We start from the raw sequence: 22864 nt of genomic DNA on the forward strand, positions 1-22864 counted from the left end.
CCCTCTCCTGGTCCCTACGCCAGCCGGACCGCTACTTCACCAGCTCGGCGAAGAGGATGATGTTGTCGGTCCGGTGACCGTCCCGGACGGGCCCGCCGCAGGTGATGAGGCGCAGCTCGGGACGGTCGGTCTTCCCATAGACCTTATTCGTAGGGAAGTCCTTTTTGTCTACTTGCTGGATCTCGGTGACCGAGAACCGGGCCGTCGTGCCGTCCGCCCGTCCCACCTCGATCAGCGCTCCCGTCTTGATCCTCGCCACGTCCCGCAGCAGCGCCGGGCCCCGGTCCGTGTCGTAGTGGGCCACCAGGACGGCCGCCCCGCGCTCACCCGGCGTGACGCTCCCTGTGTACCAGCCCGGCTGCTCCGCCTGGTCGGCGGAGGGCACCTGGAGCTCCCGGTTCGCGTCCAGACCCAGGCGCAGCACCGGGCCCGCGTCCACCCCGGCCGAGGGGACCACCAGCCGGACCGGCTCGGACGCCGCCATCGGCGGTGCGGCGCGGTCGGCGACGGGGGCCGCGGAGGCGTGCGGCACCCGCACGTCGGGCGCCAGGGCGGCCGCCCCCGACTCGGCGCAGCCGGCGAGGCCGCCCCCGACCGCCAGGGCGAGCGCGCTGCCCGCGAGCAGGGCGCGGTGGCCGGTGGTGAGGCCGGGGCGGCGGGAGGTGCGGCCGGATCCGCGGCCGTACGGGCGGCTCGACGCGCCGCGCGCCGGGCGACCCGACGTGCGGCGCGCCAGGCGGCTCGACAGGCGGCTCCACGTGCGGGGCGACGTGCGGCTCATGGGAGGGCTCCGATCCGGACGGGACTGCTGACCGGTTACGAAGCTAGATGTCCGGTTTTGCGGTTGTGTAACGGTCGACCGGAGACGGAGCCGCGAAGCTGTCACAACCGCCGGATCACATCCGGTGCCGCTCCATCCGGTCCAGCGCGGCCCGGCACAGCGTGAGCAGCTTCTCGTCGTCGTGCACGTCGTGCGAGCCCGCCCCGTCCTCGCGGGCGTTGTGCCGGTGTCTTCGGGCCAGCTCGGTGCGGATCACGAACTCCGCCTCCGCCGCCGCCGGACCCATCTCCGCCAGGCACTCGGCCACCGTCACCCGGGTGTGCCGGTTCTCGTCCCAGGCGGCCAGCAGGACCGGCAGCACCGCCGCCGCGTCCCCCGAGACCCGCCACAGCGCGGCCGCCGACCGCACCCGCACCCACAGGTCCCGCGCCCCCAGCCCGGAGCGCAGCGCCGGGGCCGCCGGGGCCGCCGCCGGGCCGATCGCCCCCAGCGCCCGCGCCGCCGCACACCACTGCGCGCCCGAGGCGCCCGGCCGCAGCCAGCGCTCCAGGGCCTGAAGCGCCTCCGGCAGCGGGCCGTCCATCGCCCACACCGCCTGCGCCGCCATCGACGACACCGACGCCGACTCCGAACCCAGCAGCGCCCGCGCGTCGTCCAGCGCCTCCCGGGCCGCGGGACCGAACGCCGCCAGTGTCCGCAGGCAGGCCTCCCGCACCCAGTCCCGCCGGTTCGGCGGCGCCCCGCGCAGGATCCGCAGCACCTCCGGCAGCGCCTGGACGCCCCGGACCGCGCCCAGCGCGCACAGCAGCGGCGCCGCCCGGTCGTAGAGCAGCTCGTCCAGCTCCACCTCGGCCAGTCTGCGCCGCAGCGCGGGGGCGAGCGGCAGCGCCGCCGGGCCCAGCGCGTCCACCGCGTACAGCAGCTCGCGCCGGACCTCGCCCTCCTCCAGGGCGCGTGCGAGCAGCGGGATCGCCCGTGCGTCCCCGCAGCGGGCGAGGGCGAGCAGGGCCCCGGCCCGGCCCGCGCGTGCCCCCGGACCGGGCAGGCCGAGCGGGCCCGGCGGAGCCGCCGTGAGCCGGGCCGCCAGCGCGTCGGCCGCGGGGACCGCCAGCTCGAAGAGGCGCTCCAGGAACGAGGTGGCCGCCTCCCGCAGCCGCGGCTCCGGGTCGCTCAGCTGCGCGCCGACGAGCCGGACCACCTCCTCGTACCGCCCGCGCCACACCCGTATCAAAGCGCCGCACAGCCAGATCGCGTCCGAGCGCTGCCCCCAGTCGGGGCTGCGCAGCTGGGCGAGGATCAGCGCGATGCGGTCGTCGACCCGGTCGTCCAGGGCGGTGTGCAGGGTGCGCAGCAGCTCCTCGGTCCACGGCGTGGGGCGGCCCGCCGAGTGCTCCTCCAGGAGCTCGCGGACCTGCCCGATCAGGGTCGGGGTGGCCCCGCGAGGGCTCTCCCCGGGCGCCTCGCCCGGCGCGGTGCGCACCTCGTCGAGCAGCACGGTGACCCGTTCCACCACGTCGTCCGGGATCTCGGCGGGGGCGACCCGGCCGAGCTGGGCCAGGGCGGCGAGCCGCAGCCCGGGCGCCTGCGCCGCGCTCGACAGCCAGGCCAGCCAGTCGGCGGTCTCGGCGCGCAGCGACTCGTGCCGCAGCGCCAGCCGGCCGACGGCGGCGACCAGGGCGAGCCGCACCTCGTTGTCCCGCTCGACGGTCAGCCGCTCCCGCAGCAGCCCCAGCACCCGGACCGGGTCGGGGTGCAGCGAGGCGAGCGCGCACGGGGCCGCGAGTCGCACCTCGGGGTCGGGGTCGCAGACCAGACCGAGGAAGACGTCGGCGCCGGCGGCGATGGCGGCCGCGGCCATCGCGTAGTTCGCCGCAGGTATGAACTCCTCGTCCTCCACGTCGAGTTCGGCGAACTCCTCGTCGTCGCCGAGGTCGATGCCGCCGATGCTGGTCAGCAACTCCACGATGCAGCCACGGTCCTGGACCTCGGGGTCGGCGACGAGTTCGAGCAGGAAGGGGATGCAGGCGAGCGTCGAGTCGTACACGTCGCCCTGGTGGTGCACCGCCCCGTACATGCCGTCGAGCGCGTTCTCCCGCTCGGCGGGATCGGCGGAGGCGAGCCCGCGCAGCAGCTCCGGCACATCGTCCGCCGGGCCGTACGCATGCCCCAGCGAGGCCCAGTCGACCTCCTCGATCCCCGTCAGCATGCCAGGCCGCCTTCCCCGTGAGCGCTGTACCAGGCAGCAAGTGTGCACCAACGTGCCCTGAAGGAGGGCGCGCCTGCCGGACGGCGTCGGCCAACCCCCCTGCGGCCGCTCGCTTTGCGCCACCCCGAGGCCCGCCCGCCGCCCCGCCGGACCCCCGCGGGATCCCTTCGGGACCCCCTCAGGACCCCTGCCAGGCCCCCGCACCCGGTCCGTACCACTCCTCCAGGACGGCGGACCGGCCCTGTTCCGTACCGGGTGCGGCCCCGGACGGCCACGGCGCCGTCACGTGACTTTGTCCTGAACGGAGCGTCGGGGAAAGGGGGACGGGGAGGGCGGCGGATTCAGCCAGGGGGCTCGTTCGCGGCCCGGCCGGTGTCCGGGGCCGCTCCCAGGTCGCCTTCGGTGTCCCGTATCCGGACGAAGCGCGCGGTGTCCTGACGCCCCGACGGCAGCCGCAGCTCGACGGGCAGCGGCTCGGTCAGCGGCCGCACCGTCCCGTGCTCGGGGTCGGCCATCGGCCCCGCGAGGAGCCCCGCCGTCAGCTCGGCCACGTCGCGGGCCTGGGGCGCGGTCAGCCGCGGACTGGTGCGCAGGGTGCGCCCGTCCGGGAGCCGGACGAGGACCGCGTGCGGGCGGTCGGGCGGGCCGAAGACGCCGAGCAGCAGCGCGTCCCGGGTGTCCGCGTGCCGCACCTTCCGCCAGGACCAGGTGCCGCCGGGCCGGTACGCCGAGGTCAGGGACTTCGCCACGATCCCCTCCACGCCCGCCTCCCGCAGGCTCCCGAACCACTCCCGGGCGGTCTCCTCGTCCTCCGTGGCGAGCACCCGCTGGAGCGGCGGGCCGGTGCCTTCGAGGGCCGCGCCGAGCAGCTCCCAGCGCTCCCGCAGCGGGCGGGCCCGCAGATCGTGGCCGGGGAGGGCGAGCAGGTCGAAGGCGATGTACGAGACGGGGACCCCGGTCCGCTCCCGCTCCCGGTGCGAGCGCAGCAGATCGGTGAAGCTCACCCGGCCCTCGCGGTACGCGCAGAGCTCGCCGTCCAGCACGATCCCCGGCGGCAGCCGCTCGCCCAGGTAGGCCGCGATCGTCGGGAACTCGGGGGAGAGATCGCGGCGGGCCCGGGACTGGAGGAAGACCTGGCCCCCGTCGAGGACGAAGGCGAGCGCCCGGAAGCCGTCCAGCTTGAGCGAGTACTGCAGGCCGCCGGGGACGCTGCCCTGCGCGGGGATGTCGTCGGCGGACTTCGGGCGCATCACGTCGACGGGCGGGCGCAGCACGACGCCGGGCTCGGGAGTCGCGGGCCCGGGGGTCACGGCAGGACTCCCGCGGCGGCCGGGTCGAAGAGCGGGGCGAGCAGCTCCCCGTACCGCTCCAGGCGCGGCGCGATGGCGTCCGGGAGCAGCACGAGCCGCTCCGGGGAGGTGCACTCCTCGACCTCCGCCCAGGTGACCGGCGCGGAGACGGCGGGCAGCCGGCGGGCCCGCAGGGTGTAGGGGGTGGCGGTGGTCTTCGCCGCGGCGTTCTGGCTGTGGTCGACGAAGACCTTGCCCGGCCGCAGCGCCTTCGCCATCCGGTGGACGACCAGCCGGGGGAGCTCCGCCTCCGCCTCCACCGCGAGCCGGCGTGCATAGGCGGAGACCTGCTCCGACGGGGTCGGCTCCAGCGGGACGAGCAGATGCAGGCCCTTGGCGCCGGAGGTCTTCGCGTACGCCGTGAGGCCGTCGGCCGCGAGGCGTTCCCGCAGGTGGCGGGCGACCACGCAGCACTCGACGACGCTCGCGGGCGGCCCCGGGTCCAGGTCGAGGACGAGCCGGTCGGCGACGGCCTGGGAGCCGGCCCGCCACTGGGGGGTGTGGAACTCCACGACCAGGTTGGCCGCCCACATCAGCGAGGGCAGGTCCTGGATCATCACCTGCCGGGCCCGGGGGTCGTCGGAGCGGGGGACCGGGGTGGTCTTCACCCAGTCGGGGGTGCCGGGCGGGGGGTTCTTGGTGAAGAAGAGCTGGCCGTCGGGGCCGTCGGGGTAGCGCAGGAAGGAGACCGGGCGGTCGCGCAGATGGGGCAGGATCGCGGGCCCCACGGTGGCGTAGTAGTGCAGCAGCTCTCCCTTGGTGGTGCCGGTGGCCGGGTGGAGGACCTTGTCCAGGTTGCTGAGGGCCAGCCGCCGCCCCTCCACCTCTGTGATGGGCGTCATACGATGAGAATCCCACGATTCCCGACTTAACGGGACGATCCGGATCATCCGTCGCGAAAGGTGCTGCATCGTGCGATCCATCTGGAACGGCGCCATCTCCTTCGGCCTGGTCAGCATCCCGATCAAGCTGGTCAACGCCACCGAGAGCCGCTCGGTCTCCTTCCGTCAGATCCACACCGAGGACGGCGGCCGCATCCGCTACCGCAAGGTGTGCGAGCTCGACGGTGAGGAGGTCTCCCAGGCGGAGATCGGCAAGGCGTACGAGGACGCCGACGGGACCATGATCCCGATCACCGACGAGGATCTGGCCGCGCTGCCGCTGCCGACGGCGAAGACCATCGAGATCGTCGCCTTCGTGCCGGCCGGGGAGATCGACCCGCTCCAGATGGACGCCGCGTACTACCTCTCCGCCAACGGGGTGCCCGCCGCCAAGCCGTACACCCTGCTGCGCGAGGCGCTGAAGCGCAGCGACAAGGTGGCCGTGGCGAAGTACGCGCTGCGCGGGCGCGAGCGGCTCGGCATGCTGCGGGTGGTGGACGACGTGATCGCCATGCACGGGCTGCTCTGGCCGGACGAGATCCGGGCCCCCGAGGGGGTGGCCCCGGAGGCCCCGGTCAGTGTGCGGGAGGCCGAACTCGACCTGGCGGACGCCCTGATGGCCACGCTGGGCGAGGTCGACATCTCGACCCTGCACGACGACTACCGGGAGGCGGTGGAGGAGATGATCGCCGCCAAGGCCGAGGGCGGCGAGGGCCTGGCGCCCGCCGCGCCCGAGGAGACCGGCGGCGGGAAGGTCATCGACCTCATGGCGGCTCTGGAGAGCAGCGTCCGCGCGGCCAAGGAGGCCCGGGGCGAGACGGCGGGGGAGGAGGCCGCGGGCGCGGAGGCCGAGGTGACCGAGCTCAAGCCGCGCAGGAAGGCGGCGCGGGCGCCCGCCGCGCCCAAGGAGACGGGCGCGAAGAAGTCCACGGCCAGGACGGCGGCGAAGAAGACGGCGGAGCCGGCCCGCAAGTCGACCGCGAAGACCGCGAAGTCCGCCTCCACCGCGCGGAGTTCGGCCAAGAGCACGAGCGCGACCAAGAGCACCGCGAAGACCGCGAAGACCGCGAGGACGGCGAAGTCCGCGCAGTCGGCGGGTGCCGCGTCGGCGAAGAAGCAGCCTGCCGGGAAGCAGGCGGCCAAGGCGACGAAGACGGCGAAGGCGGCGAAGAAGGCGGCCCCGCGCAAGCGCAGCGCATGAGCCGCGCGGTCCGGGAGGGTGGCCGGAAGTGACCCCTGACACACCCGGAATGGGGGCGCGGGTAAAGAATTCGCCATGATGCCACGAGGGTGTCCCGATATGCGGGCCCGGTACCTTGCGTACACATCTGTGGGTAGCGCACACGCGTGTTCCTGACTGTTTTCGGTCGCGAAGCGTGGTGCCGGGTCGTGGCCCCGACCTGCTGGCGGCGGGGCCGGGGTGCGGCGGGCGTGTCCGGAATGCTTCGGCCGTCACGGGCCGTACATGGGGTCCGTGTATCCTCGGGGATCAAAAAAGGTCCGGAATATTCAACCGGAATTCGACATTCCCCTTTACTTCGCGGACACAGCCCGTTTACGGCGTGGATCTTTGACAAAGCGAAGCGGTGGTTTTTAGACTCGTTGGACGACAGTCTAGGGGGAGACGATGAGTCAGCGTACGCAGGAAAAACCGAAACCTCTGATACCCGACGTTTATATCGGTCGGGATTCCATGGGTTCCGACACCTGGCGGATCCTCGTGGTGGAGAGCGAGCCCAGGTACGCGGAATCGCTCGTGACCAGCCTGCGCCGGCACGGCCACCACGTCTCGACGGTGGAGACCGGCGGCGCCGCCCTCCAGGTCTACACCTCGGCCGACCTGGTCCTGATCGATCTCGAACTGCCCGATCTCGACGGCCTTGAGGTGTGTCGGGCGATTCGCGCCGCCGGCGACACCCCGATCATCGCGGTCACCGCCCGCGGCTCCGAACTCGACCGGGTCCTCGGTCTCCAGGCCGGCGCCGACGACTACATGGTCAAGCCCTACGGATTCCGCGAGCTCATGGCCCGTATGCAGGCCGTCATGCGCCGGTCCAGGCCCCGCCCGCGCACCGTGGACGTCATCGACCAGGGGCCGCTCCGTATTGACGCCGGCGCCCGCCAGGTCAGCCTCGACGGAAAGCGGATCGACGTCACGAGGAAAGAGTTCGACGTCCTTTATCTCCTCGCCTCCAATCCAGGAAACGTTGTCCCCCGAAAAAGGCTTATGCAGCAGATTTGGGGGGATTCCTGGTCCCGTAGAACCGTGGACACCCATGTGAGCAGCCTCCGGAACAAGCTCGGCTGCCGGGACTGGATCGTCACCATTCGTGGTGTGGGATTCAAGCTCGGCAACGGGTAATCAGCAGCTTCGGTGCACGGCTTCGGAACACGGAGAATCGGAAAATGGCTCACCCGGCGACGCACCTGCCCCCGCGGGCCGTGTGCGTGGGCGAGGACTGCAGGCGGAGCGCCGTCGACGGCGGCGGCAAACGACGGGCACGGCCGGACCTCCGGCTCTGCCCCCCATGTCTGGGCCGGCTCGTCGCGGCCCTCGAGGAACTTCCCGGCCTCTACGCGGAGTGCGAGCGGGTGCTCGGCGGCGCAGGCCCGGCGCGCGGCACCGGAGAGCGGCGCGGCAACGGCGGGAGACCCGCCGGGATCCCGCTCAACGGCGCGGCGGCCGAGGTGCGTTCGGCGATCGTCGCCACGCTCGGCTCCTGGAGCGGACTCGTCGCCGACGAGCGGGACTTCCCCGCCCCCCGGCGGACCCCCGCGCACCTGGCGGCCTTCCTGCTGCGCAGCGCCGAGTGGCTCGCCGCGCACCCGGCCGTCGCGGACGCCACCCGCGAGCTGGACCGGCTCGTCGGCGCCGCGCGCAGGGTGGCCCGCGAACCCGCCCGCGCCATTCCGGTCGGCCCCTGCGTGGAGCCCGGCTGCACCGGCCGGCTCGCCGTCCCGGCCGGGACCCGGCGCATCCTGTGCGACGCGGACCCGGCCCACCAGTGGGCGGGCCACGAGTGGACCCGGCTGCGCCGCGCGATGCCGGGGCAGCGGGTGCCCGCCCAGGGCCGGGGGCCGGTGGCGGCGTCCGCGCCCGAGCCGGTCGAACGCTGGCTCACCGCACGGGACATCGCGGACCTGTGGGGCGCGCCGACCGGGACCGTCTACCGGCTCGCCAGCGAGCAGCGGTGGCGCCGCCGGAACCGGTGCGGCCGCACGTACTACGCCGAGAGCGACGTCCACGGCAGCTTCAGCAGACGACGCCCCCGCACGGCGCGGCACGAGGTGACATCTCACGCCGTGAAATGAAGTCCCGACGCCCCTGCCTCCAGGCGCCCCTGACACCCTGACACCGCGACGCACCCCACCGACGCGCACCACCCACGCACCCCACCGACGCGCACCACCCAGGCGCACACACGCGCCGCACACCGAACGCGCCGCACACAAACCGCGACGCACACAAACCGCGACGCACGCCCACCGCGACGCACGCCCACCGCGACGCGCCCGCCCCGCACCCCCCGACGCCCCGCCCCCGGTTCCGTCCGGGCCGGCGGGGCGTCGCCGTCCGCCGGCGCCCGGCCGTACCCCGAGGAGGACCCCGCACGATGCAGGCCGAAGCCTGGTTCCTGGAGCCGGACGCCCTGTCCGCCGCCGAACTCGATCCGACCCCCCTCGACGCCCACGAGCGCCGCCGCGCCGCCTCCTTCGTCCGGGCCTCCGACCGGGTGCTGTACACCGCCGCGCACCTCGCGCTGCGGACCGTCCTCGGCCGCCTCCTCGGCGAGCGACCCGAGGAGCTGGTCTTCGCCCGCGAACCCTGCCCCTGCTGCGGGGCCGCGCACGGGCGTCCGGTCCTCGCCGTCCCCGAGCCGCCGCTGCACTTCTCCCTCTCGCACACCGAGGGTCTGGTCCTCATCGCCACCGCCCCCGTCCCCGTGGGTGCCGACGCCCAACTGCGGCCCGCGCCCGAGGACGTGGCCGGACTGCTGCCAGCCCTCCACCCCGGCGAGCGCGCCGGGATCGCGGCCGAGCCCGACCCCCGGCGGCGGGCCGCCGCCTTCGGGCGGATCTGGGCGCGCAAGGAGGCGTATCTGAAGGGCCTCGGCACCGGCCTCGGGCGCGACACCACCCTGGACGACCTCGGGGCAGAACCCGAGGGCTGGACCGTGGACGACCTGCCCTGCGGCCCGCGCCATCACGGCGCCGTGGCCCTGCGGGCGCCCCGCTCCGTCACCGGGCCCCCCGTCGTCAACCACCTGGAGTCCCTGTCCGCACTCCGGGACGACCGGCCCGCCCCTACCGGGATTTGAGAAACCCGACAGAACTCTGACACAACGCCCATTGAACCCGGCGCCCCGTCCGAAGAAGCTGGAGACCAAGGTCGGTGCGCTGTCTCCACCGCCCGGCCCGCCCGGCCGGAGCCACCTCCTCCCGGCCGCCCCCCACATCTCACCGCCGCCGTCGGCTGCCCATCCCGCAGCCGGCGGCGGCCGTGTTCCGGCGCCCCGCCGCGCCCCCTCCGCGGGGCCCGCGCACCGCACCGCACACCGCACACCAGAGAGAGGACTTCGCCATGACCGTGGCCATCCCATCGACCCGGACCGTCGCGGACCTGCTGCTCCAGGCCGCCGAGGCCCACCCGGGCAACGGCGTCCTCTACCACGAGGGCGACGCCGCCTCCGAGGACGCGCACCTCCAGCCCTACCCCGAGCTGGTGCACGAGTCCCGCCGGGTCCTCACCGGCCTGCGCGCCCGCGGGCTCGCCCCGCAGGACAAGGTCGTCCTGCTCCTGGAGCGCCCGCAGGAGTTCCTGACCGCCTTCTGGGCCTGCCTCCTCGGCGGTTACGTGCCCGTCCCGATGGCCCCGCTCGGCGGCGACCCGGAGCGCTGGGCCGCCCAGCTCGGCCACGTGCACACCCTCCTCGACGGCCCGCTGGTCGTCACCAACGACAGCCTCGCCGCCGAACTGCCCCACGTCGAGGGCCTCGCCGTGACCGCCCTGGAGACCCTGTACGCCGCCGAGCCGGCCGACGGACTCCACGACGCGGCCCCCGGGGACACCGCCGTGCTCGTCCTCACCTCCGGCTCCACCGGCAACTCCAAGGCCGTCCGGCTCACCCACGCCAACCTGCTCGCCTCCATGGTCGGCAAGAACAGCGCCCACCACATCGGCCCCGAGGACATCTCCCTCAACTGGGTCTCCTTCGACCACGTGGCCGCGCTCCTGGAGTGCCACCTGCTGCCGCTGTCCGTCGGCGCCACCCAGCTGCACGTCGAGGCCGCCGTCGTCCTCGGCGAGCCGCTGGACTTCCTGCGGCTGATATCCCGCTACGGCGTCACCATGACCTTCACCCCGAACTTCCTGCTCGGGCTCCTGAACGCCTCCGTCGACCGGCTCGACGAGTACGGTCCGGTCGACCTGTCGAAGCTGCGGCACATCATCAGCGGCGGCGAGGCCGTGGTCCGCACCACCGGCGAGGCCTTCCTGGCGAACTTCGCCCCGTACGGCCTCAAGGGCGACAGCCTCTGGCCCGCGTTCGGCATGACCGAGACCTGCGCCGGGTCGATCTACTCGCGCGAGTTCCCCGCCTCCGACCAGGGCCAGGAGTTCGCCAACCTGGGCCGCCCCGTCGACGGCCTGCGGATCCGCGTCGCCGACGAGCAGGACCGCCCGCTGGGCGAGGGCGAGACCGGCGAGCTCCAGCTCATCGGACCGATGATCACCCCCGGCTACCACAACAACGAGCAGGCCACGAAGGACGCCTTCACGGCCGACGGCTGGTTCCGCAGCGGCGACCTGGGCCGGATCGACGACGGGCGGCTCACCCTCGTCGGCCGCAGCAAGGACAGCATCATCGTCAACGGCGTCAACTACTTCAGCCACGACATCGAGACCCTGCTCCAGGAGCTCGACGACGTCGCCCGCAGCTATGTCGCCGCCTTCCCCACCCGGGCCCCCGGCTCCGACACCGAGCAGCTGGTCATCGCCTTCCACCCGGAGACCGAGGAGGGCGACGAACTCGCCCTCTACCGGGTCCTGTCCGCCGTCCGCGCCAGCGTCGTCATGCACTGGGGCTTCCGCCCCTCGCTGATCCTTCCGCTCCCGAAGGAAGCCTTCCCCAAGACCAGCCTCGGCAAGATCCAGCGCCCGCTCATGCGCAAGCGCCTGGAGGCCGGCGCGTACGCGGAGACCGCCGAGGCCGTCGCCGACCTGATCCTGCGCCGCCTCGGCGGCTACACCGCGCCCGAGGGCGAGACCGAGACGGTCCTCGCCGGGATCTACGCGGAGATGTTCGACACCGACCCCGCCAAGCTGAGCGCCACCGCCAACTTCTTCGACCTCGGCGGCACCTCGCTCGACATCCTGCGCCTGCGCAGCCTGGTCGCCCGCCGCCTCGGCGCCCACGACCTCCAGATCATCACCGTCCTGATGGCCCCGACCGTGCGGGCCCTGGCCGCCCGGCTCGACGAGGACAAGGACGGCGGGACGGCGGTCCGCCCGTACGACCCGATCGTGCCCATGCAGGTCGTCGGCGACAAGACGCCGCTGTTCTGCGTCCACCCCGGCGTCGGCGAGGTCCTCGTCTTCGTCAACCTCGCCAAGTACTTCGTCGGCGACCGGCCCTTCTACGCCCTGCGCGCCCGCGGCTTCAACCCCGGCGAGAAGCCGTTCGAGAGCTTCGAGGAGATGGTCTCCACCTATGTGGCGGCCATCCGCGAGAAGCAGCCGCACGGCCCGTACGCGCTCGCCGGCTACTCGTACGGCGGCGCCGTCGCCTTCGAGATGGCCAAGGTCCTGGAGGCCGAGGGCGAGAAGGTCGACTTCGTCGGCAGCTTCAACCTGCCGCCGCACATCAAGTACCGCATGGACGAGCTCGACTTCGTCGAGACCGCCGCCAACCTGGCCTTCTTCCTGGCGCTCATCGACAAGAAGCAGTCGCTCGAACTGCCCGAGCAGCTGCGCCACCTGTCGAAGGACGAGCAGCTCGCCTACTTCATCGAGCACGCGCCGCAGGCCCGGCTCGCCGAACTCGACCTGGACCTGCCGAAGTTCACCGCCTGGGCGGAGCTCGCCGACGGCCTCACCAACCTGGGCCGCAGCTACGCGCCGTCCGGCCGGGTCCGGGGCATGTCCGTCTTCTACGCGATCCCGCTGCGCGGCACCAAGGAGGACTGGCTCCACAACGAGCTCAGCCGCTGGAAGGAGCACGCCGACGACGTCAACTTCATCGACGTCCCCGGCGAGCACTACACGCTGATGGGCCCGCAGCACGTGGCGAGCTTCCAGTCGATCCTCCGCAAGGAGCTCGACCGGGCGCTCGGCGACGGCAAGTAAGCACGAAACGAGAGGGAACCGCACAGATGAACGGCAAGAAGATCCTGGTCACCGGCGGTACGGGACAGGTGGCCGGACCCGTCGCCAAGGCGCTCGCCCAGAACAACGAGGTGTGGGCGCTCGGGCGCTTCGGCACCCCCGGCTCCGAGGACGCCCTGCGCGCCCACGGCATCACCACCTTCCGCTGGGACATGGACGACACCGGCGCCGACGGCCTCAAGGGCCTGCCCGAGGACTTCACCCATGTCATCCACTCCGCCGTGAACCGCGGCGAGGACGGCGACTTCAACAAGGCGATCGAGGTCAACACCATCGCCACGGGCCGCCTGATGACCCACTGCCGCACCGCGGAGGCGTTCCTGTACGTCTCCACCGGTGCCCTCTACAAGCGCCAGACGCTCGACCACGCCTACCGGGAGGACGACCCGGTCGACGGCGTCGCCGACTGGCTGCCCGCCTACCCGGTCGTCAAGATCGCCACCGAGGGCGCGGTGCGCGCCCTCGCGGCGACCCTCGGCCTGCCCACGATCATCGCCCGGCTCAACATCGCCTACGGCCCCGGCGGCTACGGCGGCGTCCCGATGCTCTACTTCAAGCGGATGCTCGCCGGCGAGCCCATCCCGGTCCCGGTCGAGGGCCAGAACTGGTGCTCCCTGCTCTACACCGACGACCTCGTCGAGCAGGTCCCGCACCTGTGGAACGCGGCGACCGTGCCGGCCACCCTCACCAACTGGGGCGGCGACGAGTCGGTCGGCATCACCGACTGCGTCCGCTATCTGCAGGAGCTGACCGGCGTCGAGGCCAAGCTCGTCCCGAGCGAGGTCACCCGCGAGACCTACCAGTTCGACCCGACCCTGCGGAAGCAGCTCACCGGCCCCTGCAAGGTCGACTGGCGCGAGGGCATCCGCCGCACGGTCGAGTCCATGTATCCCGAGTACGCGAAGAAGGCCTGAGGCAGCCCACAGATGACCACCACCACCAGCAACCTGGACCTGATCCACGCGGCGTACGCGGCCTTCCGCGACCGCGACGTCGACGCGCTCCTGTCCACCATGGCCGAGGACATGGAGTGGATCCACCCCGAGGGCATGCACGCCTACGGCCTGGGCGGCACCAAGCACGGGCACGCCGGCGTCCGGTCCTTCCTGGCCCACGTCCCGACCGTCCTGGGCGGCATGAAGCTCCAGCCCCTGGAGTTCCTGGACCACGGCGACCGGGTCGTCGTCTTCGGCGTCCGTGACGTCACCTCCCGCTCCGGCCACACCGAGACCCTGCAGTTCGTCCACTCCTGGACGTTCCGCGACGGCAAGGCCATCCGCATGGAGGACATCTTCGACACGGTCGCGTTCCACCGGGTCATCGAGAGCTGACGGGCGCCTCCGGCCATGACTTACGCCAACGCGTACGCATTCCTGGGCCCGGAGGGCACCTTCACCGAGGCGGCGCTGCGCAGGCTTCCCGCGTACGCCGCCCACGGTCAGGAGCCGCCCAGGGTGCCGTACCCCAGTGTCCCCGCGGCACTGGACGCGGTACGGCTCGGACACTGCGCGACGGCCGTGGTGCCGCTGGAGAACTCGGTGAAGGGCGTGGTGCCCGCCACCATGGACCAGCTGGCCGAGGCCGGTCTGCACATCACCGGCGAGGTCGAACTCCCGGTGGTGTTCGCCCTGATGGCCCCGGCCGGCACGGACCTCGCGGACGTGCGGGAGGTGTTCAGCCACCCGCACGCCCTCGCCCAGTGCGGCGGCTGGCTGGACGAGCACCTGCCGGGCGCCCGGGCCGTGCCGGCCGACTCCACGGCGGCCGCCGCGCACGAGGTGGCGCAGCGGCCGGCCGGCGCGGCGGCGGCGATCGCCGCCCCGCCGGCCGCCGAGCGCTACGGCCTGCGGATCCTGGCCGAGGGCCTGGGGCGGCGCGGCGGAGCGGTCACCCGCTTCGTCGCGGTCTCCCAGGCCTGGTTCCCGCCCGCCCGCACGGCCCGCGACCGCACCTCGCTGGTCGTCACCACCGAGGACGGCGGACCCGCCCGGCTCGCCGCGGTGCTCGGCCTCTTCACCGAACGGGACATCGAGGTGAGCCGCGTGCACGCCTGGCCCACCGGCGAACGCCTCGGCAGCTACCGCTACTTCGTCGACGTGGACGGCCACGTGGAGAACCCGGCGGTGCGCCGGGCCCTGTCGACCCTGACCGCCACGGGCGCGTCGGCCCGCTTCCTGGGCAGCTATCCGCGATGGAGCGGGCAGCGCCCGGCGGAACGGCACCGGCGCGGGCGCCCGCGTGCCGACCACCCCGCCCCGAGCACCCGCGCCTAGCGGCGCCGCCCTGCCGGCGCAGGTGCCCGGGTCCCCCACTCGAAGGAGATCCCCATGCCCACCCTGCTCCACATCGACACCAGCGCCCGCCTCGGCTCCACCACCCGCCGCGTCACCGCCGAGTTCGCCGCCTCCTGGCGGGCCGCCAACGAGGGCGGCACCCCCCTCTACCGCGACCTCGGCGCCGCACCCGTACCGCACATCGACGGCGACCAGATCGCGGTCATGCAGCGGATCGAGGCGGCCGGCGTGCGGGACCTGGACGAGGCCCGGAACGCGGCCCTGACGGCGGGGGAGAAGGAGAGCTGGGCCACCACCTGGGAGCTGGTCGACGAGGTGCTCGCCGCCGACACGATCGTCCTCGGGCTGCCCATGCACAACTTCTCGCTGCCCTCCACCTTCAAGGCCTGGCTCGACCGGGTCGTCATCCCGCCGCTGGTCGTCGACCCGGAGACCGGCACCGGGCCGCTGGCCGGCAAGCAGGTCGTCGTGGTCACGGCACGCGGCGGCGCGTACGGCCCGGGCACGCCCCGGCACGCCTACGACTTCCAGGAGCCGTATCTGCGGGCCGCCCTCGGCATGGTCGCGCTCGCCGACGACCTGACCTTCCTGCACGCCGAGATGACGAAGTCCGGACACGTGGCCCGGCTGGCCGGCTTCCAGCAGCTCGCGGCCGAGTCGCTGAAGGAGGCCCTGGAGGGGGCCCGCAAGCAGGCCCAGCGCGTCTTCGTCTGACCCGTCCGCGGCCCCTTCCCGATCCCGCCCGCACCACCTTCCCTCCGCACAGCGCCCCCACCGACCCCTTCCTCTTCGAGAGGTTCGCCATGGAGACCCTGAAGCACGAGACCCCCGCATTCGAACTGGTGAACACATGGGCGGAGCTCCCCGCCGCCCAGCAGCCCGAGTACCCCGATCCCGCGGCGCTCCACCGCGCCACCGACGAGCTCGCCGCCGCACCGCCACTCGTCTTCTCCGGCGAGGCCGACCGCCTCAAGAGCCGGCTCGCCGCCGTCGCCAGAGGAGAGGCCCTGCTCCTCCAGGGCGGCGACTGCGCCGAGACCTTCGACCGGGTCTCCGCCGAGACCGTGCACAGCAAGCTGAACACGCTGATGCAGATGTCCGCCGTCCTCACCTACGCGGCCTCGCTGCCCGTCGTGAAGGTCGGCCGGATCGCCGGCCAGTACGCCAAGCCCCGCTCCCAGCCCACCGAGACCCGCGACGGCCTGACGCTCCCCACCTACCGCGGCGACGCCGTCAACGGCCTCGCCTTCACCGCCGAGGACCGCGTCCCCGACCCGGAGCGGCTGCTGCGGATGTACCGCGCGTCCTCCAACACCCTCAATCTGGTACGGGCGTTCACCGCGGGCGGCTACGCGGCGCTGAGCCAGGTCCACGAGTGGAACCGCGACTTCATCGCCGGCTCGCCGCTGCGCGAGCAGTACGAGGCCATCGCGAACGGCATCGACCGCGCGCTGAAGTTCATGGAGGCCACCGGCGCCAGCCCGCGCGCCTTCGACGACTCCGAGTTCTACGTGTCCCACGAGGGCCTGCTGCTGGACTACGAGGCCCCGCTCACCCGCCACGACCCCGACACCGGCCGGCTCTACGCGACCTCCGGGCACATGCTCTGGATCGGCGAGCGCACCCGTGACCTGGACGGCGCCCACGTCGAGTACTTCTCCCGGATCGCCAACCCGATCGGCGTCAAGCTCGGGCCCGGCACCACCCCCGACACGGCGCTGCGGCTCATCGACCGGCTCGACCCCGACCGGGAGCCGGGCCGGCTCACCTTCGTCGTACGGCTCGGCGTCGACCGGGTGCACGAGGTGCTGCCCACCCTGGTCGAGAAGGTCACCGCCTCGGGCGCCCCGGTCGCCTGGGTCTGCGACCCGATGCACGGCAACACCGTCGGCGCCCCGTCCGGCCACAAGACCCGGCACTTCGACGACATCCTCGGCGAGGTCCGCGCCTTCTTCGAGGTCCACGACTCCCTCGGCACCCACGCGGGCGGCATCCACGTGGAGCTGACCGGCGACGACGTCACCGAGTGCGTCGGCGGCGGCCACGACCTGGGCTTCCCCGACCTCTTCGACCGCTACGAGTCGGCCTGTGACCCGCGGCTCAACCGCAGCCAGTCGCTCGACCTGGCATTCCTGGTCGCGGAGTTCCTGCACCGAGAGGACGGGGCGTGACGACGCGGGCCGGACAGGCGGCGGCGCGTACGGGGCCGGGCGCGGTGGCGGCTGCCTTCGTGAGGGAGGCAGCGGGCATCATCGACCACCCCTCCGTACGGCGAAGCCCGGTGAGGGAGGAAGCGTGACAGCCGTCGGCGCAGAGCTCGGCCGGCTCCGCGACAGCATCGACAACATCGACGCCGCCGTGGTGCACCTGCTCGCCGAGCGCTTCACCCACACCCGCCGGGTCGGCGAGCTCAAGGCCCGGCACGGCCTGCCGCCCGCCGACCCGGGGCGCGAGGCCCGGCAGATCGCCCGGCTGCGGAGCATCGCCGAGTCGGCCCGGCTCGACCCGGCGTTCGCCGAGAAGTTCCTCAACTTCATCGTGGCGGAAGTGATCCGGCACCATGAATCGATCGCGAGGAACACGAAAGGGAATACGGCCCCGAACGCCGCCGGGAACATGGGCGCGAACACGGCCGCGAAAACGGCGGAACAGCGAATTCCGGCCGCTCGTGAAGAAGCGCTTCCCGAGCCCGTCCTGGCGGAATATTGACATTCGCTTGGCGAAAACCGACACGCGGTGCGCATGAGCTGGGAAAACGCGCACACTCCTGAATCCTCCTCCGTTGAACGAGGTTTCCGGCCACCGGAGAATCAAGGCCATGATCCGGCCCGATTCTCCGCGGCCGGTCTCTCGCTCACGACGGACACCCGGCGTCTTTCCCGGGCCACCATGGGGGATTTCGTGATCAGTCGAAGAAACGTGCTCAAGGCGGGCGTGGCCACCAGTGCCGTGGGCGCCGCCGGTCTGCTGATACCGGCCGCCGGCGGCACCGCTCAGGCGGCCGACCTGGACCCGGCCGGCATCCCCAAGTTCACCCAGCCGATGACGGTCCCGCCGACGCTCGCCCCGTACTCCTCCACCGGCACCGCGGACTACTACGCGATGACGATGAAGGAAGCGGACGTGGAGATCCTGCCGGGCCGGCTCACCCGCGTCCGCACCTTCAACGGCAGCTTCCCGGGCCCGGTGATCCGCGCCAGGTCGGGCGTGCGGACCGTGGTGCAGCAGACCAACAACCTGCCCGTCGCCACCTCGGTCCACCTGCACGGCGCCCATGTGCCGCCGGACAGCGACGGCGGCCCGATGGACCTCATCGCGGCGAACGGCGGCACCAAGACCTACACGTACCCGAACAGCCAGCCGCACGCGAACCTCTGGTACCACGACCACGCGCACCACGCGGAGTCCGAGAACGTCTTCCGCGGCCTGGCCGGCACGTACCTGCTCACCGACGACGTCGAGAAGTCCAACAGCCTGCCGACGGGCGCGTACGACGTGCCGATCCAGCTGCGCGACGCCCGCTTCGACGACCAGGGCCAGCTCGTCTACGCCATGGACGACTTCCTCAACCGGAACGTCATCCTCGCCAACGGCAAGGCGTGGCCCTACTTCGACGTCTCCCACCGGCAGTACCGCTTCCGGATCTACAACACCGCCAACATGCGGTACTTCAAGCTCAGCCTGACCGGCGGCCTGCCGTTCACGCTCATCGGCACCGACGGCGGACTGCTGGAGAAGCCGCAGGAGGTCTCCACCCTGGAGCTCTCCCCGGGCGAGCGGGCCGACGTCCTCATCGACTTCTTCGAGTACCCGCGCGGCAGCAAGGTGGAGCTCGTCAACGCGGCCGACGCGATGCCCGGCGGACCCGCGGACCAGATCACCAAGGTGCTCCAGTTCCGGGTCGGCCTCACGGGAGCGCAGGACTTCGGCTCCGTTCCGTACCAGATGCGCACCCTGCCGGCGCTGCCGCCGGCCACGGTGAACCGCTCCGTCGTGCTGAGCATGGACGAGACCGGTCAGCCCACCGACATGGGGTACCTGAACGGCCTCAGCTACGACATGGACCGGATCGACACCGAGATCGTCTACGGCACCACGGAGATCTGGACCGTCACCAACGCCAACAAGATCATCCCGCACAACTTCCACATCCACCTGGTGCAGTTCCGGGTGCTGGAACGCAACGGGAAGCCGGTGACGTCGGGGCCCGAGACCGGGCTCAAGGACACCGTGAACCTGAACCCGGGGGAGACGGTCAAGCTCCAGGCCACCTTCACGGGTTACCGCGGGACGTACCTCTACCACTGCCACATCTTCGACCACGCGGCCATGGGCATGATGGCCAACATGAAGATCGTCTGACGGACGACCGGACGACCGGACGACCGGACGACCGGACGACCGGACGGCCGGACACGGCGGGGGCGGCGCGTGCCGCCCCCGCCGCGTGCCTCGGCCCGTATGCCTCGGTCCGCGTGCTTCAGACCGCGTGGCGCGAGCCGCCTGCCTCGGCCGGCGTGCCTCGGCCGGCCTGCCTCGGCCGGCGTGCCTCGGCCGGCCTGCCTCAGCCGGCCTGCCTCAGTCGGCGTCGAAGGTCCGCCGCGACATGCTGATGTACTCGCGGTGCTGCTCCGACCACCTGATCAGCGAGCCCACCTCCGTGGACAGGGTGTGTCCCACGGGCGTCAGCTCGTAGTCGACGCGCGGCGGCGTACTGGGCGTCACCGTCCTGATCACCAGGCCGTCACGCTCCAGGCTGCGCAGGGTGAGCGTCAGCATGCGCTGCGAGATGCCGTCGATCGAGCGCCGCAGCTCCGAATAGCGACGGGGGCCGTCCCCGAGGATCGCCATGATCAGAACGCTCCACTTGTCGCCGACCCGGTCCAGCACATCACGCAGCTGACAGATGGCCAGACCCTCGCTGACCTGGTCAGGAACATTCATGTGCGTTGCGATCTTTGAAGTGCCGTCTTCTGCCACCCCAGCAGCATCGCCCAGAATTCTTGTGGAAACAAGAAGTAACCAGCGCACTGATTGTGCGCGGCTTTGCCGCGCCGCACCGGAGGAAAACCATGGCCGTCGACCTGAGCGTTCTGCCGCCGCGAAAGGGGCCCCGTCCCGAGACGACCGGCCGGGAGATCCCGCACGACCAGCTCGAGGACTTCTCCCCGCCGGAGATCCGCGACGCCCTGGTGGCGCGCGCCCGGCAGCTGCCCGGCGTCTTCACCGGCCCCAGCCTGGTCTCCGAGCCCGGCTCGCTCGCCCTGCGCCTCAAGCGCGGCAACCGCCCCTTCGAGGCCTTCCTGCACCCGTCGGTCGACGAGTTCGGGCACATCCACCGGTCCGGGTTCATGCACCTCACGGTGCCGGTCGAGGCCCTGCCGGCGCTCACCGAGCTCGGCTGGATCGAGCCGCACCCCATCACCCGGCGCGCCGAGTTCCCGAACAGCATCGTGATGCTCTACGCGCCGCGCGACGAGGACGAGCTGGAGGTCGCGGCCACCGTGCTGCAGGCCTCGTACGAGCAGGCCGTGGCCTGACCCGCCGTCCTTCCGTCCGCTCCACTGTCTTCCGGAAAGAGGAAACACCCCATGCGTGCAGTGACCATCGACGAATTCGGCGCGGCCCCGACCGTCAACGAGGTGGCCAAGCCGGTCCCCGGCCCCGGCGAGATCCTGGTGAAGGTCAGCCACTCCTCCCTCAACGGCTTCGACGGTGCCGTCGTCTACGGCTTCCTCAAGGACGTCCTTGAGCACAAGTTCCCGGTGACCCTCGGCAAGGACTTCGCCGGCACCGTGGAGGCCGTCGGCGAGGGCGTCGGGCGCACGGTCGGCGAGCGGGTCTTCGGCGTCGTCATGAAGCCGGTCGTGCAGGACGGCGCCCTCGCCGAGTACGTGGTGGTCGGCGAGGGGTACGGCATCGCGGCCGCCCCCGAGGGCCTGGACTCCGCACACGCCGGCGCGCTCGGCCTGGCCGGTTCGGCCGCCGTCGGCGTGATCGACGCGCTCGCCCCGCAGCCGGGCGAGAACGTGCTCGTCATCGGCGCGACCGGCGGTGTCGGCGCTTACGCGGTGCAGCTCGCCGCCCGGACCGGCGCGACCGTCATCGCCACCGCCAAGCCGGGTGCGGAGACCGAGTTCGTCAAGAGCCTCGGCGCCACCCACGTCGTCGACCACACCGGCGACCTGGCCGCCCAGGTCCGGGCGCTCTCGCCTGGCGGGGTGCACGCCGCGGCCCACCTGGCCGGCGACCCCGGCGCCGCCGCCACCCTGGTCGCCGCGGGCGGCCGGCTGGCCTCCACCCTCGGCTTCGGCCCCGAGGCCGCCACCGAGCTGGACATCACCGTCACCTCCGTGATGGCCAACCCCGACCCGGCCACGCTGGGGCGCCTCGCCGACGCGGTCGTCTCCGGCGCCCTGACGGTGCCGATCGCCGCGACCTACGACCTGGACGCCGTCGGCCAGGGCTTCGCCGCCTTCGGCGCGGGCACGGTGGGCAAGATCGGCGTCTCGGTCGCCTGACACCCGCACCGCACCGGCGAACGGGGTGGCCCGGCCTTTCGGGCCGGGCCACCCCGCGCGGCCGCGCTCGGTCGCGCTCGCTCCAGCTCGGTCGCGCTCGGCCGCGCTCGGCCGCGCTCGCTTCCGCTCGGCCGCGCACGAAGGCCCCGCGGGCCCGGCCCGCTCCGCCGTACGCCTCACCCGCCCGCTCCGCCGTACGCCTCACCCGCCCGCTCCGCACGGACGCCCCGCCGCACAGCACGCCCTACCGCAACGCAGCTTCCGCACGTACGACGTCACGCAGCCAGAGCCCCGGAGACGAGACATATCCATGGATGCACGCACCAGCGCCGCCCCCGAGCAACAGCCCGACTTCGGCCGGATGTTCGACATGGTCACCAGCTTCTGGGTGGCCCGTGCCGTCCACGCCGGGACCGTGCTCGGCCTGCCCGACCACGTCGCCGCGCAGCCCAGGACCTCCGCCGAGCTCGCCGCCCTGACCGGCACCGACCCGCGCTCCCTGCACCGCCTGCTGCGCGCGCTCGCCGGGGTCGGCGTGCTGGCCGTCGACGCCGAGGGCCGCTACACGACCACCGCCCTCGGCGACACCCTGCGCACCGACGTACCCGGCTCGCTGGCCTCCTTCGTCCAGTTGGAGCTCGGCCCCGCGCACCACGGCACCTGGGGCCTGCTCCCCGACGCGGTCCGCACCGGGGAGCCGGTCTTCGCGGCGGCGTCCGGGCGCCCGATCTGGGAGTACTTCGAGCACACGCCGGAGATGGCCGACCACCTCGGCAAGGCCATGACCGGACTGACCGCCATGGTCGCCGACGCCGTCCTGGAGGTCTTCGACTTCTCCTCGTACGGGAGGATCGTCGACGTCGGCGGCGGCGAGGGCGGCTTCCTCACCGCGATCCTGGCCGCCCACCCCACGTCCTCGGGCATCGTGTTCGACCTGCCGCACTCGGTCGCCGGCGGCCGCGCCAGGATCGCCGCGGCGGGCCTCGCGGACCGCTGCGAGATGGTCGGCGGCAGCTTCTTCGAGAAGGTCCCCGAGGGCGGCGACCTCTACACGATGAAGTGGGTCCTGCACGACTGGAACGACGAGTCCAGCATCGAGATCCTCAAGTCCGTACGGCGCGTGATGCCGGACGACGGGCGCCTCCTGGTGGTGGACACGGTCGTGCCGGAAGGCGGCGGCTTCTCGCCGAGCAAGATCATCGACCTCAACATGATGGTCCTCAGCGGCGGTCAGGAGCGCACGGCGGAGGAGTTCCGCACCCTGCTCGACGCCGCGGGCTTCACCCTCACCAGGATCCTGCCGACGGCGTCGCCGAGCAGCGTGGTCGAGTCGATCCCGACGCGCTGAGCGCGCCGCTGCGACGCACCCCACCCAGAACCACCCGTCCCAACCCCAACCCCAACTCCAACCCCAACGTACCCCCCGCCCCCCCGCCCCCCCACCCCCC

General features: G+C 72.7%; 19 protein-coding genes and 1 pseudogene. 15 read left to right on the forward strand and 5 right to left on the reverse strand.

Annotation, left to right across the window (positions count from 1 at the left end; genetic code table 11):
- Positions 1–31 precede the first annotated feature (31 nt).
- From ACH414_RS08790 to ligD, 4 genes are all read right to left on the reverse strand, one after another.
- Complete coding sequence (locus ACH414_RS08790; protein WP_398941291.1) at positions 32–781, reverse strand: class F sortase; 750 nt, start codon at positions 779–781, stop codon at positions 32–34.
- Positions 782–896: 115 nt separating this feature from the next.
- Positions 897–2987 carry a PBS lyase gene (locus ACH414_RS08795; RefSeq protein WP_398941293.1) on the reverse strand — a complete coding sequence of 697 codons (2091 nt, stop codon included), beginning with the start codon at positions 2985–2987 and terminating at the stop codon, positions 897–899.
- Positions 2988–3328: 341 nt separating this feature from the next.
- Positions 3329–4297: a DNA ligase gene (locus tag ACH414_RS08800; RefSeq protein ID WP_382537722.1), complete on the reverse strand. Its 969-nt coding sequence runs from the start codon at positions 4295–4297 to the stop codon at positions 3329–3331.
- The gene (gene ligD, locus ACH414_RS08805; protein WP_386565840.1) at positions 4294–5178 is read right to left on the reverse strand and encodes a non-homologous end-joining DNA ligase; all 885 of its coding nucleotides are present in this window, start codon (positions 5176–5178) and stop codon (positions 4294–4296) included. Before ligD ends, ACH414_RS08800 begins: the two co-directional genes overlap by 4 nt.
- A 70-nt stretch (positions 5179–5248) precedes the next feature.
- On the opposite strand from ligD, the gene ACH414_RS08810 reads away from it, so the two are divergent.
- The 12 genes and pseudogenes from ACH414_RS08810 (at position 5249) to ACH414_RS08865 (ending at position 19257) form a co-directional block, all read left to right on the forward strand.
- Positions 5249–6418: a Ku protein gene (locus tag ACH414_RS08810; protein WP_398941295.1), complete on the forward strand. Its 1170-nt coding sequence runs from the start codon at positions 5249–5251 to the stop codon at positions 6416–6418.
- A gap of 492 nt (positions 6419–6910) precedes the next feature.
- Positions 6911–7579: a response regulator transcription factor gene (locus ACH414_RS08815; protein WP_386565837.1), complete on the forward strand. Its 669-nt coding sequence runs from the start codon at positions 6911–6913 to the stop codon at positions 7577–7579.
- A 44-nt stretch (positions 7580–7623) separates the two neighbouring features.
- Positions 7624–8529 (forward strand): hypothetical protein, encoded by a 906-nt coding sequence (locus ACH414_RS08820; RefSeq protein ID WP_382537732.1) that lies wholly within the window; start codon positions 7624–7626, stop codon positions 8527–8529.
- A 302-nt stretch (positions 8530–8831) separates the two neighbouring features.
- Positions 8832–9536: a 4'-phosphopantetheinyl transferase family protein gene (locus ACH414_RS08825; RefSeq protein WP_398941297.1), complete on the forward strand. Its 705-nt coding sequence runs from the start codon at positions 8832–8834 to the stop codon at positions 9534–9536.
- 263 nt (positions 9537–9799) lie between these two features.
- Positions 9800–12562 (forward strand): alpha/beta fold hydrolase, encoded by a 2763-nt coding sequence (locus ACH414_RS08830; protein ID WP_398941299.1) that lies wholly within the window; start codon positions 9800–9802, stop codon positions 12560–12562.
- A 26-nt stretch (positions 12563–12588) separates the two neighbouring features.
- Complete coding sequence (locus ACH414_RS08835; protein ID WP_386565832.1) at positions 12589–13515, forward strand: NAD-dependent epimerase/dehydratase family protein; 927 nt, start codon at positions 12589–12591, stop codon at positions 13513–13515.
- Between the two features lie 12 nt (positions 13516–13527).
- On the forward strand, positions 13528–13932 hold the full coding sequence (locus tag ACH414_RS08840) for a nuclear transport factor 2 family protein (protein ID WP_382537743.1): 405 nt from the start codon (positions 13528–13530) through the stop codon (positions 13930–13932).
- A gap of 15 nt (positions 13933–13947) precedes the next feature.
- Complete coding sequence (pheA, locus tag ACH414_RS08845) at positions 13948–14874, forward strand: prephenate dehydratase (protein WP_382537746.1); 927 nt, start codon at positions 13948–13950, stop codon at positions 14872–14874.
- Between the two features lie 54 nt (positions 14875–14928).
- Positions 14929–15609: an FMN-dependent NADH-azoreductase gene (locus ACH414_RS08850; RefSeq protein ID WP_398941301.1), complete on the forward strand. Its 681-nt coding sequence runs from the start codon at positions 14929–14931 to the stop codon at positions 15607–15609.
- An 89-nt stretch (positions 15610–15698) separates the two neighbouring features.
- Positions 15699–17066 carry a class II 3-deoxy-7-phosphoheptulonate synthase gene (locus tag ACH414_RS08855; protein WP_382537752.1) on the forward strand — a complete coding sequence of 456 codons (1368 nt, stop codon included), beginning with the start codon at positions 15699–15701 and terminating at the stop codon, positions 17064–17066.
- Between the two features lie 124 nt (positions 17067–17190).
- A pseudogene (locus ACH414_RS08860) lies at positions 17191–17496 on the forward strand (chorismate mutase); the annotation flags it as partial.
- Positions 17497–17796: 300 nt separating this feature from the next.
- Positions 17797–19257: a multicopper oxidase domain-containing protein gene (locus ACH414_RS08865; protein ID WP_391769477.1), complete on the forward strand. Its 1461-nt coding sequence runs from the start codon at positions 17797–17799 to the stop codon at positions 19255–19257.
- A 216-nt stretch (positions 19258–19473) separates the two neighbouring features.
- Here ACH414_RS08865 and ACH414_RS08870 read toward each other — a convergent pair whose 3' ends face one another.
- Positions 19474–19839 carry a winged helix-turn-helix transcriptional regulator gene (locus ACH414_RS08870; RefSeq protein WP_382537757.1) on the reverse strand — a complete coding sequence of 122 codons (366 nt, stop codon included), beginning with the start codon at positions 19837–19839 and terminating at the stop codon, positions 19474–19476.
- A 128-nt stretch (positions 19840–19967) separates the two neighbouring features.
- Here ACH414_RS08870 and ACH414_RS08875 point away from each other — a divergent pair, with 128 nt between their 5' ends.
- The 3 genes from ACH414_RS08875 to ACH414_RS08885 all read left to right on the forward strand — a co-directional run bounded on the left by ACH414_RS08875 (position 19968) and on the right by ACH414_RS08885 (position 22764).
- Entirely contained in the window at positions 19968–20435 is a 468-nt protein-coding gene (locus ACH414_RS08875) for a luciferase family protein (RefSeq protein WP_386565823.1), read from the forward strand.
- 51 nt (positions 20436–20486) lie between these two features.
- A complete protein-coding gene (locus ACH414_RS08880; RefSeq protein WP_398941306.1) occupies positions 20487–21416 on the forward strand; it encodes an NADP-dependent oxidoreductase in 930 nt (309 codons plus the stop codon).
- A gap of 310 nt (positions 21417–21726) precedes the next feature.
- Positions 21727–22764, forward strand: coding sequence for a methyltransferase (locus ACH414_RS08885; RefSeq protein WP_398941308.1), 1038 nt, complete (start codon positions 21727–21729; stop codon positions 22762–22764).
- Positions 22765–22864: the final 100 nt, after the last annotated feature.

It is taken from the genome of Streptomyces sp. NPDC020422, from assembly GCF_044386705.1.
Classification (GTDB): Bacteria; Actinomycetota; Actinomycetes; order Streptomycetales; family Streptomycetaceae; genus Streptomyces.

Excerpts from the sequence above, each read along its gene's own strand:
- ACH414_RS08790 (WP_398941291.1), bottom strand. The coding sequence starts at position 781 with ATGAGCCGCACGTCGCCCCGCACGTGGAGCCGCCTGTCGAGCCGCCTG.
- ACH414_RS08795 (WP_398941293.1), bottom strand. The coding sequence starts at position 2,987 with ATGCTGACGGGGATCGAGGAGGTCGACTGGGCCTCGCTGGGGCATGCG.
- ligD (WP_386565840.1), bottom strand. The coding sequence starts at position 5,178 with ATGACGCCCATCACAGAGGTGGAGGGGCGGCGGCTGGCCCTCAGCAAC.
- ACH414_RS08815 (WP_386565837.1), top strand. The coding sequence starts at position 6,911 with ATGGGTTCCGACACCTGGCGGATCCTCGTGGTGGAGAGCGAGCCCAGG.
- ACH414_RS08820 (WP_382537732.1), top strand. The coding sequence starts at position 7,624 with ATGGCTCACCCGGCGACGCACCTGCCCCCGCGGGCCGTGTGCGTGGGC.
- ACH414_RS08825 (WP_398941297.1), top strand. The coding sequence starts at position 8,832 with ATGCAGGCCGAAGCCTGGTTCCTGGAGCCGGACGCCCTGTCCGCCGCC.
- ACH414_RS08830 (WP_398941299.1), top strand. The coding sequence starts at position 9,800 with ATGACCGTGGCCATCCCATCGACCCGGACCGTCGCGGACCTGCTGCTC.
- ACH414_RS08835 (WP_386565832.1), top strand. The coding sequence starts at position 12,589 with ATGAACGGCAAGAAGATCCTGGTCACCGGCGGTACGGGACAGGTGGCC.
- ACH414_RS08840 (WP_382537743.1), top strand. The coding sequence starts at position 13,528 with ATGACCACCACCACCAGCAACCTGGACCTGATCCACGCGGCGTACGCG.
- pheA (WP_382537746.1), top strand. The coding sequence starts at position 13,948 with ATGACTTACGCCAACGCGTACGCATTCCTGGGCCCGGAGGGCACCTTC.
- ACH414_RS08850 (WP_398941301.1), top strand. The coding sequence starts at position 14,929 with ATGCCCACCCTGCTCCACATCGACACCAGCGCCCGCCTCGGCTCCACC.
- ACH414_RS08855 (WP_382537752.1), top strand. The coding sequence starts at position 15,699 with ATGGAGACCCTGAAGCACGAGACCCCCGCATTCGAACTGGTGAACACA.
- ACH414_RS08870 (WP_382537757.1), bottom strand. The coding sequence starts at position 19,839 with ATGAATGTTCCTGACCAGGTCAGCGAGGGTCTGGCCATCTGTCAGCTG.
- ACH414_RS08875 (WP_386565823.1), top strand. The coding sequence starts at position 19,968 with ATGGCCGTCGACCTGAGCGTTCTGCCGCCGCGAAAGGGGCCCCGTCCC.
- ACH414_RS08880 (WP_398941306.1), top strand. The coding sequence starts at position 20,487 with ATGCGTGCAGTGACCATCGACGAATTCGGCGCGGCCCCGACCGTCAAC.
- ACH414_RS08885 (WP_398941308.1), top strand. The coding sequence starts at position 21,727 with ATGGATGCACGCACCAGCGCCGCCCCCGAGCAACAGCCCGACTTCGGC.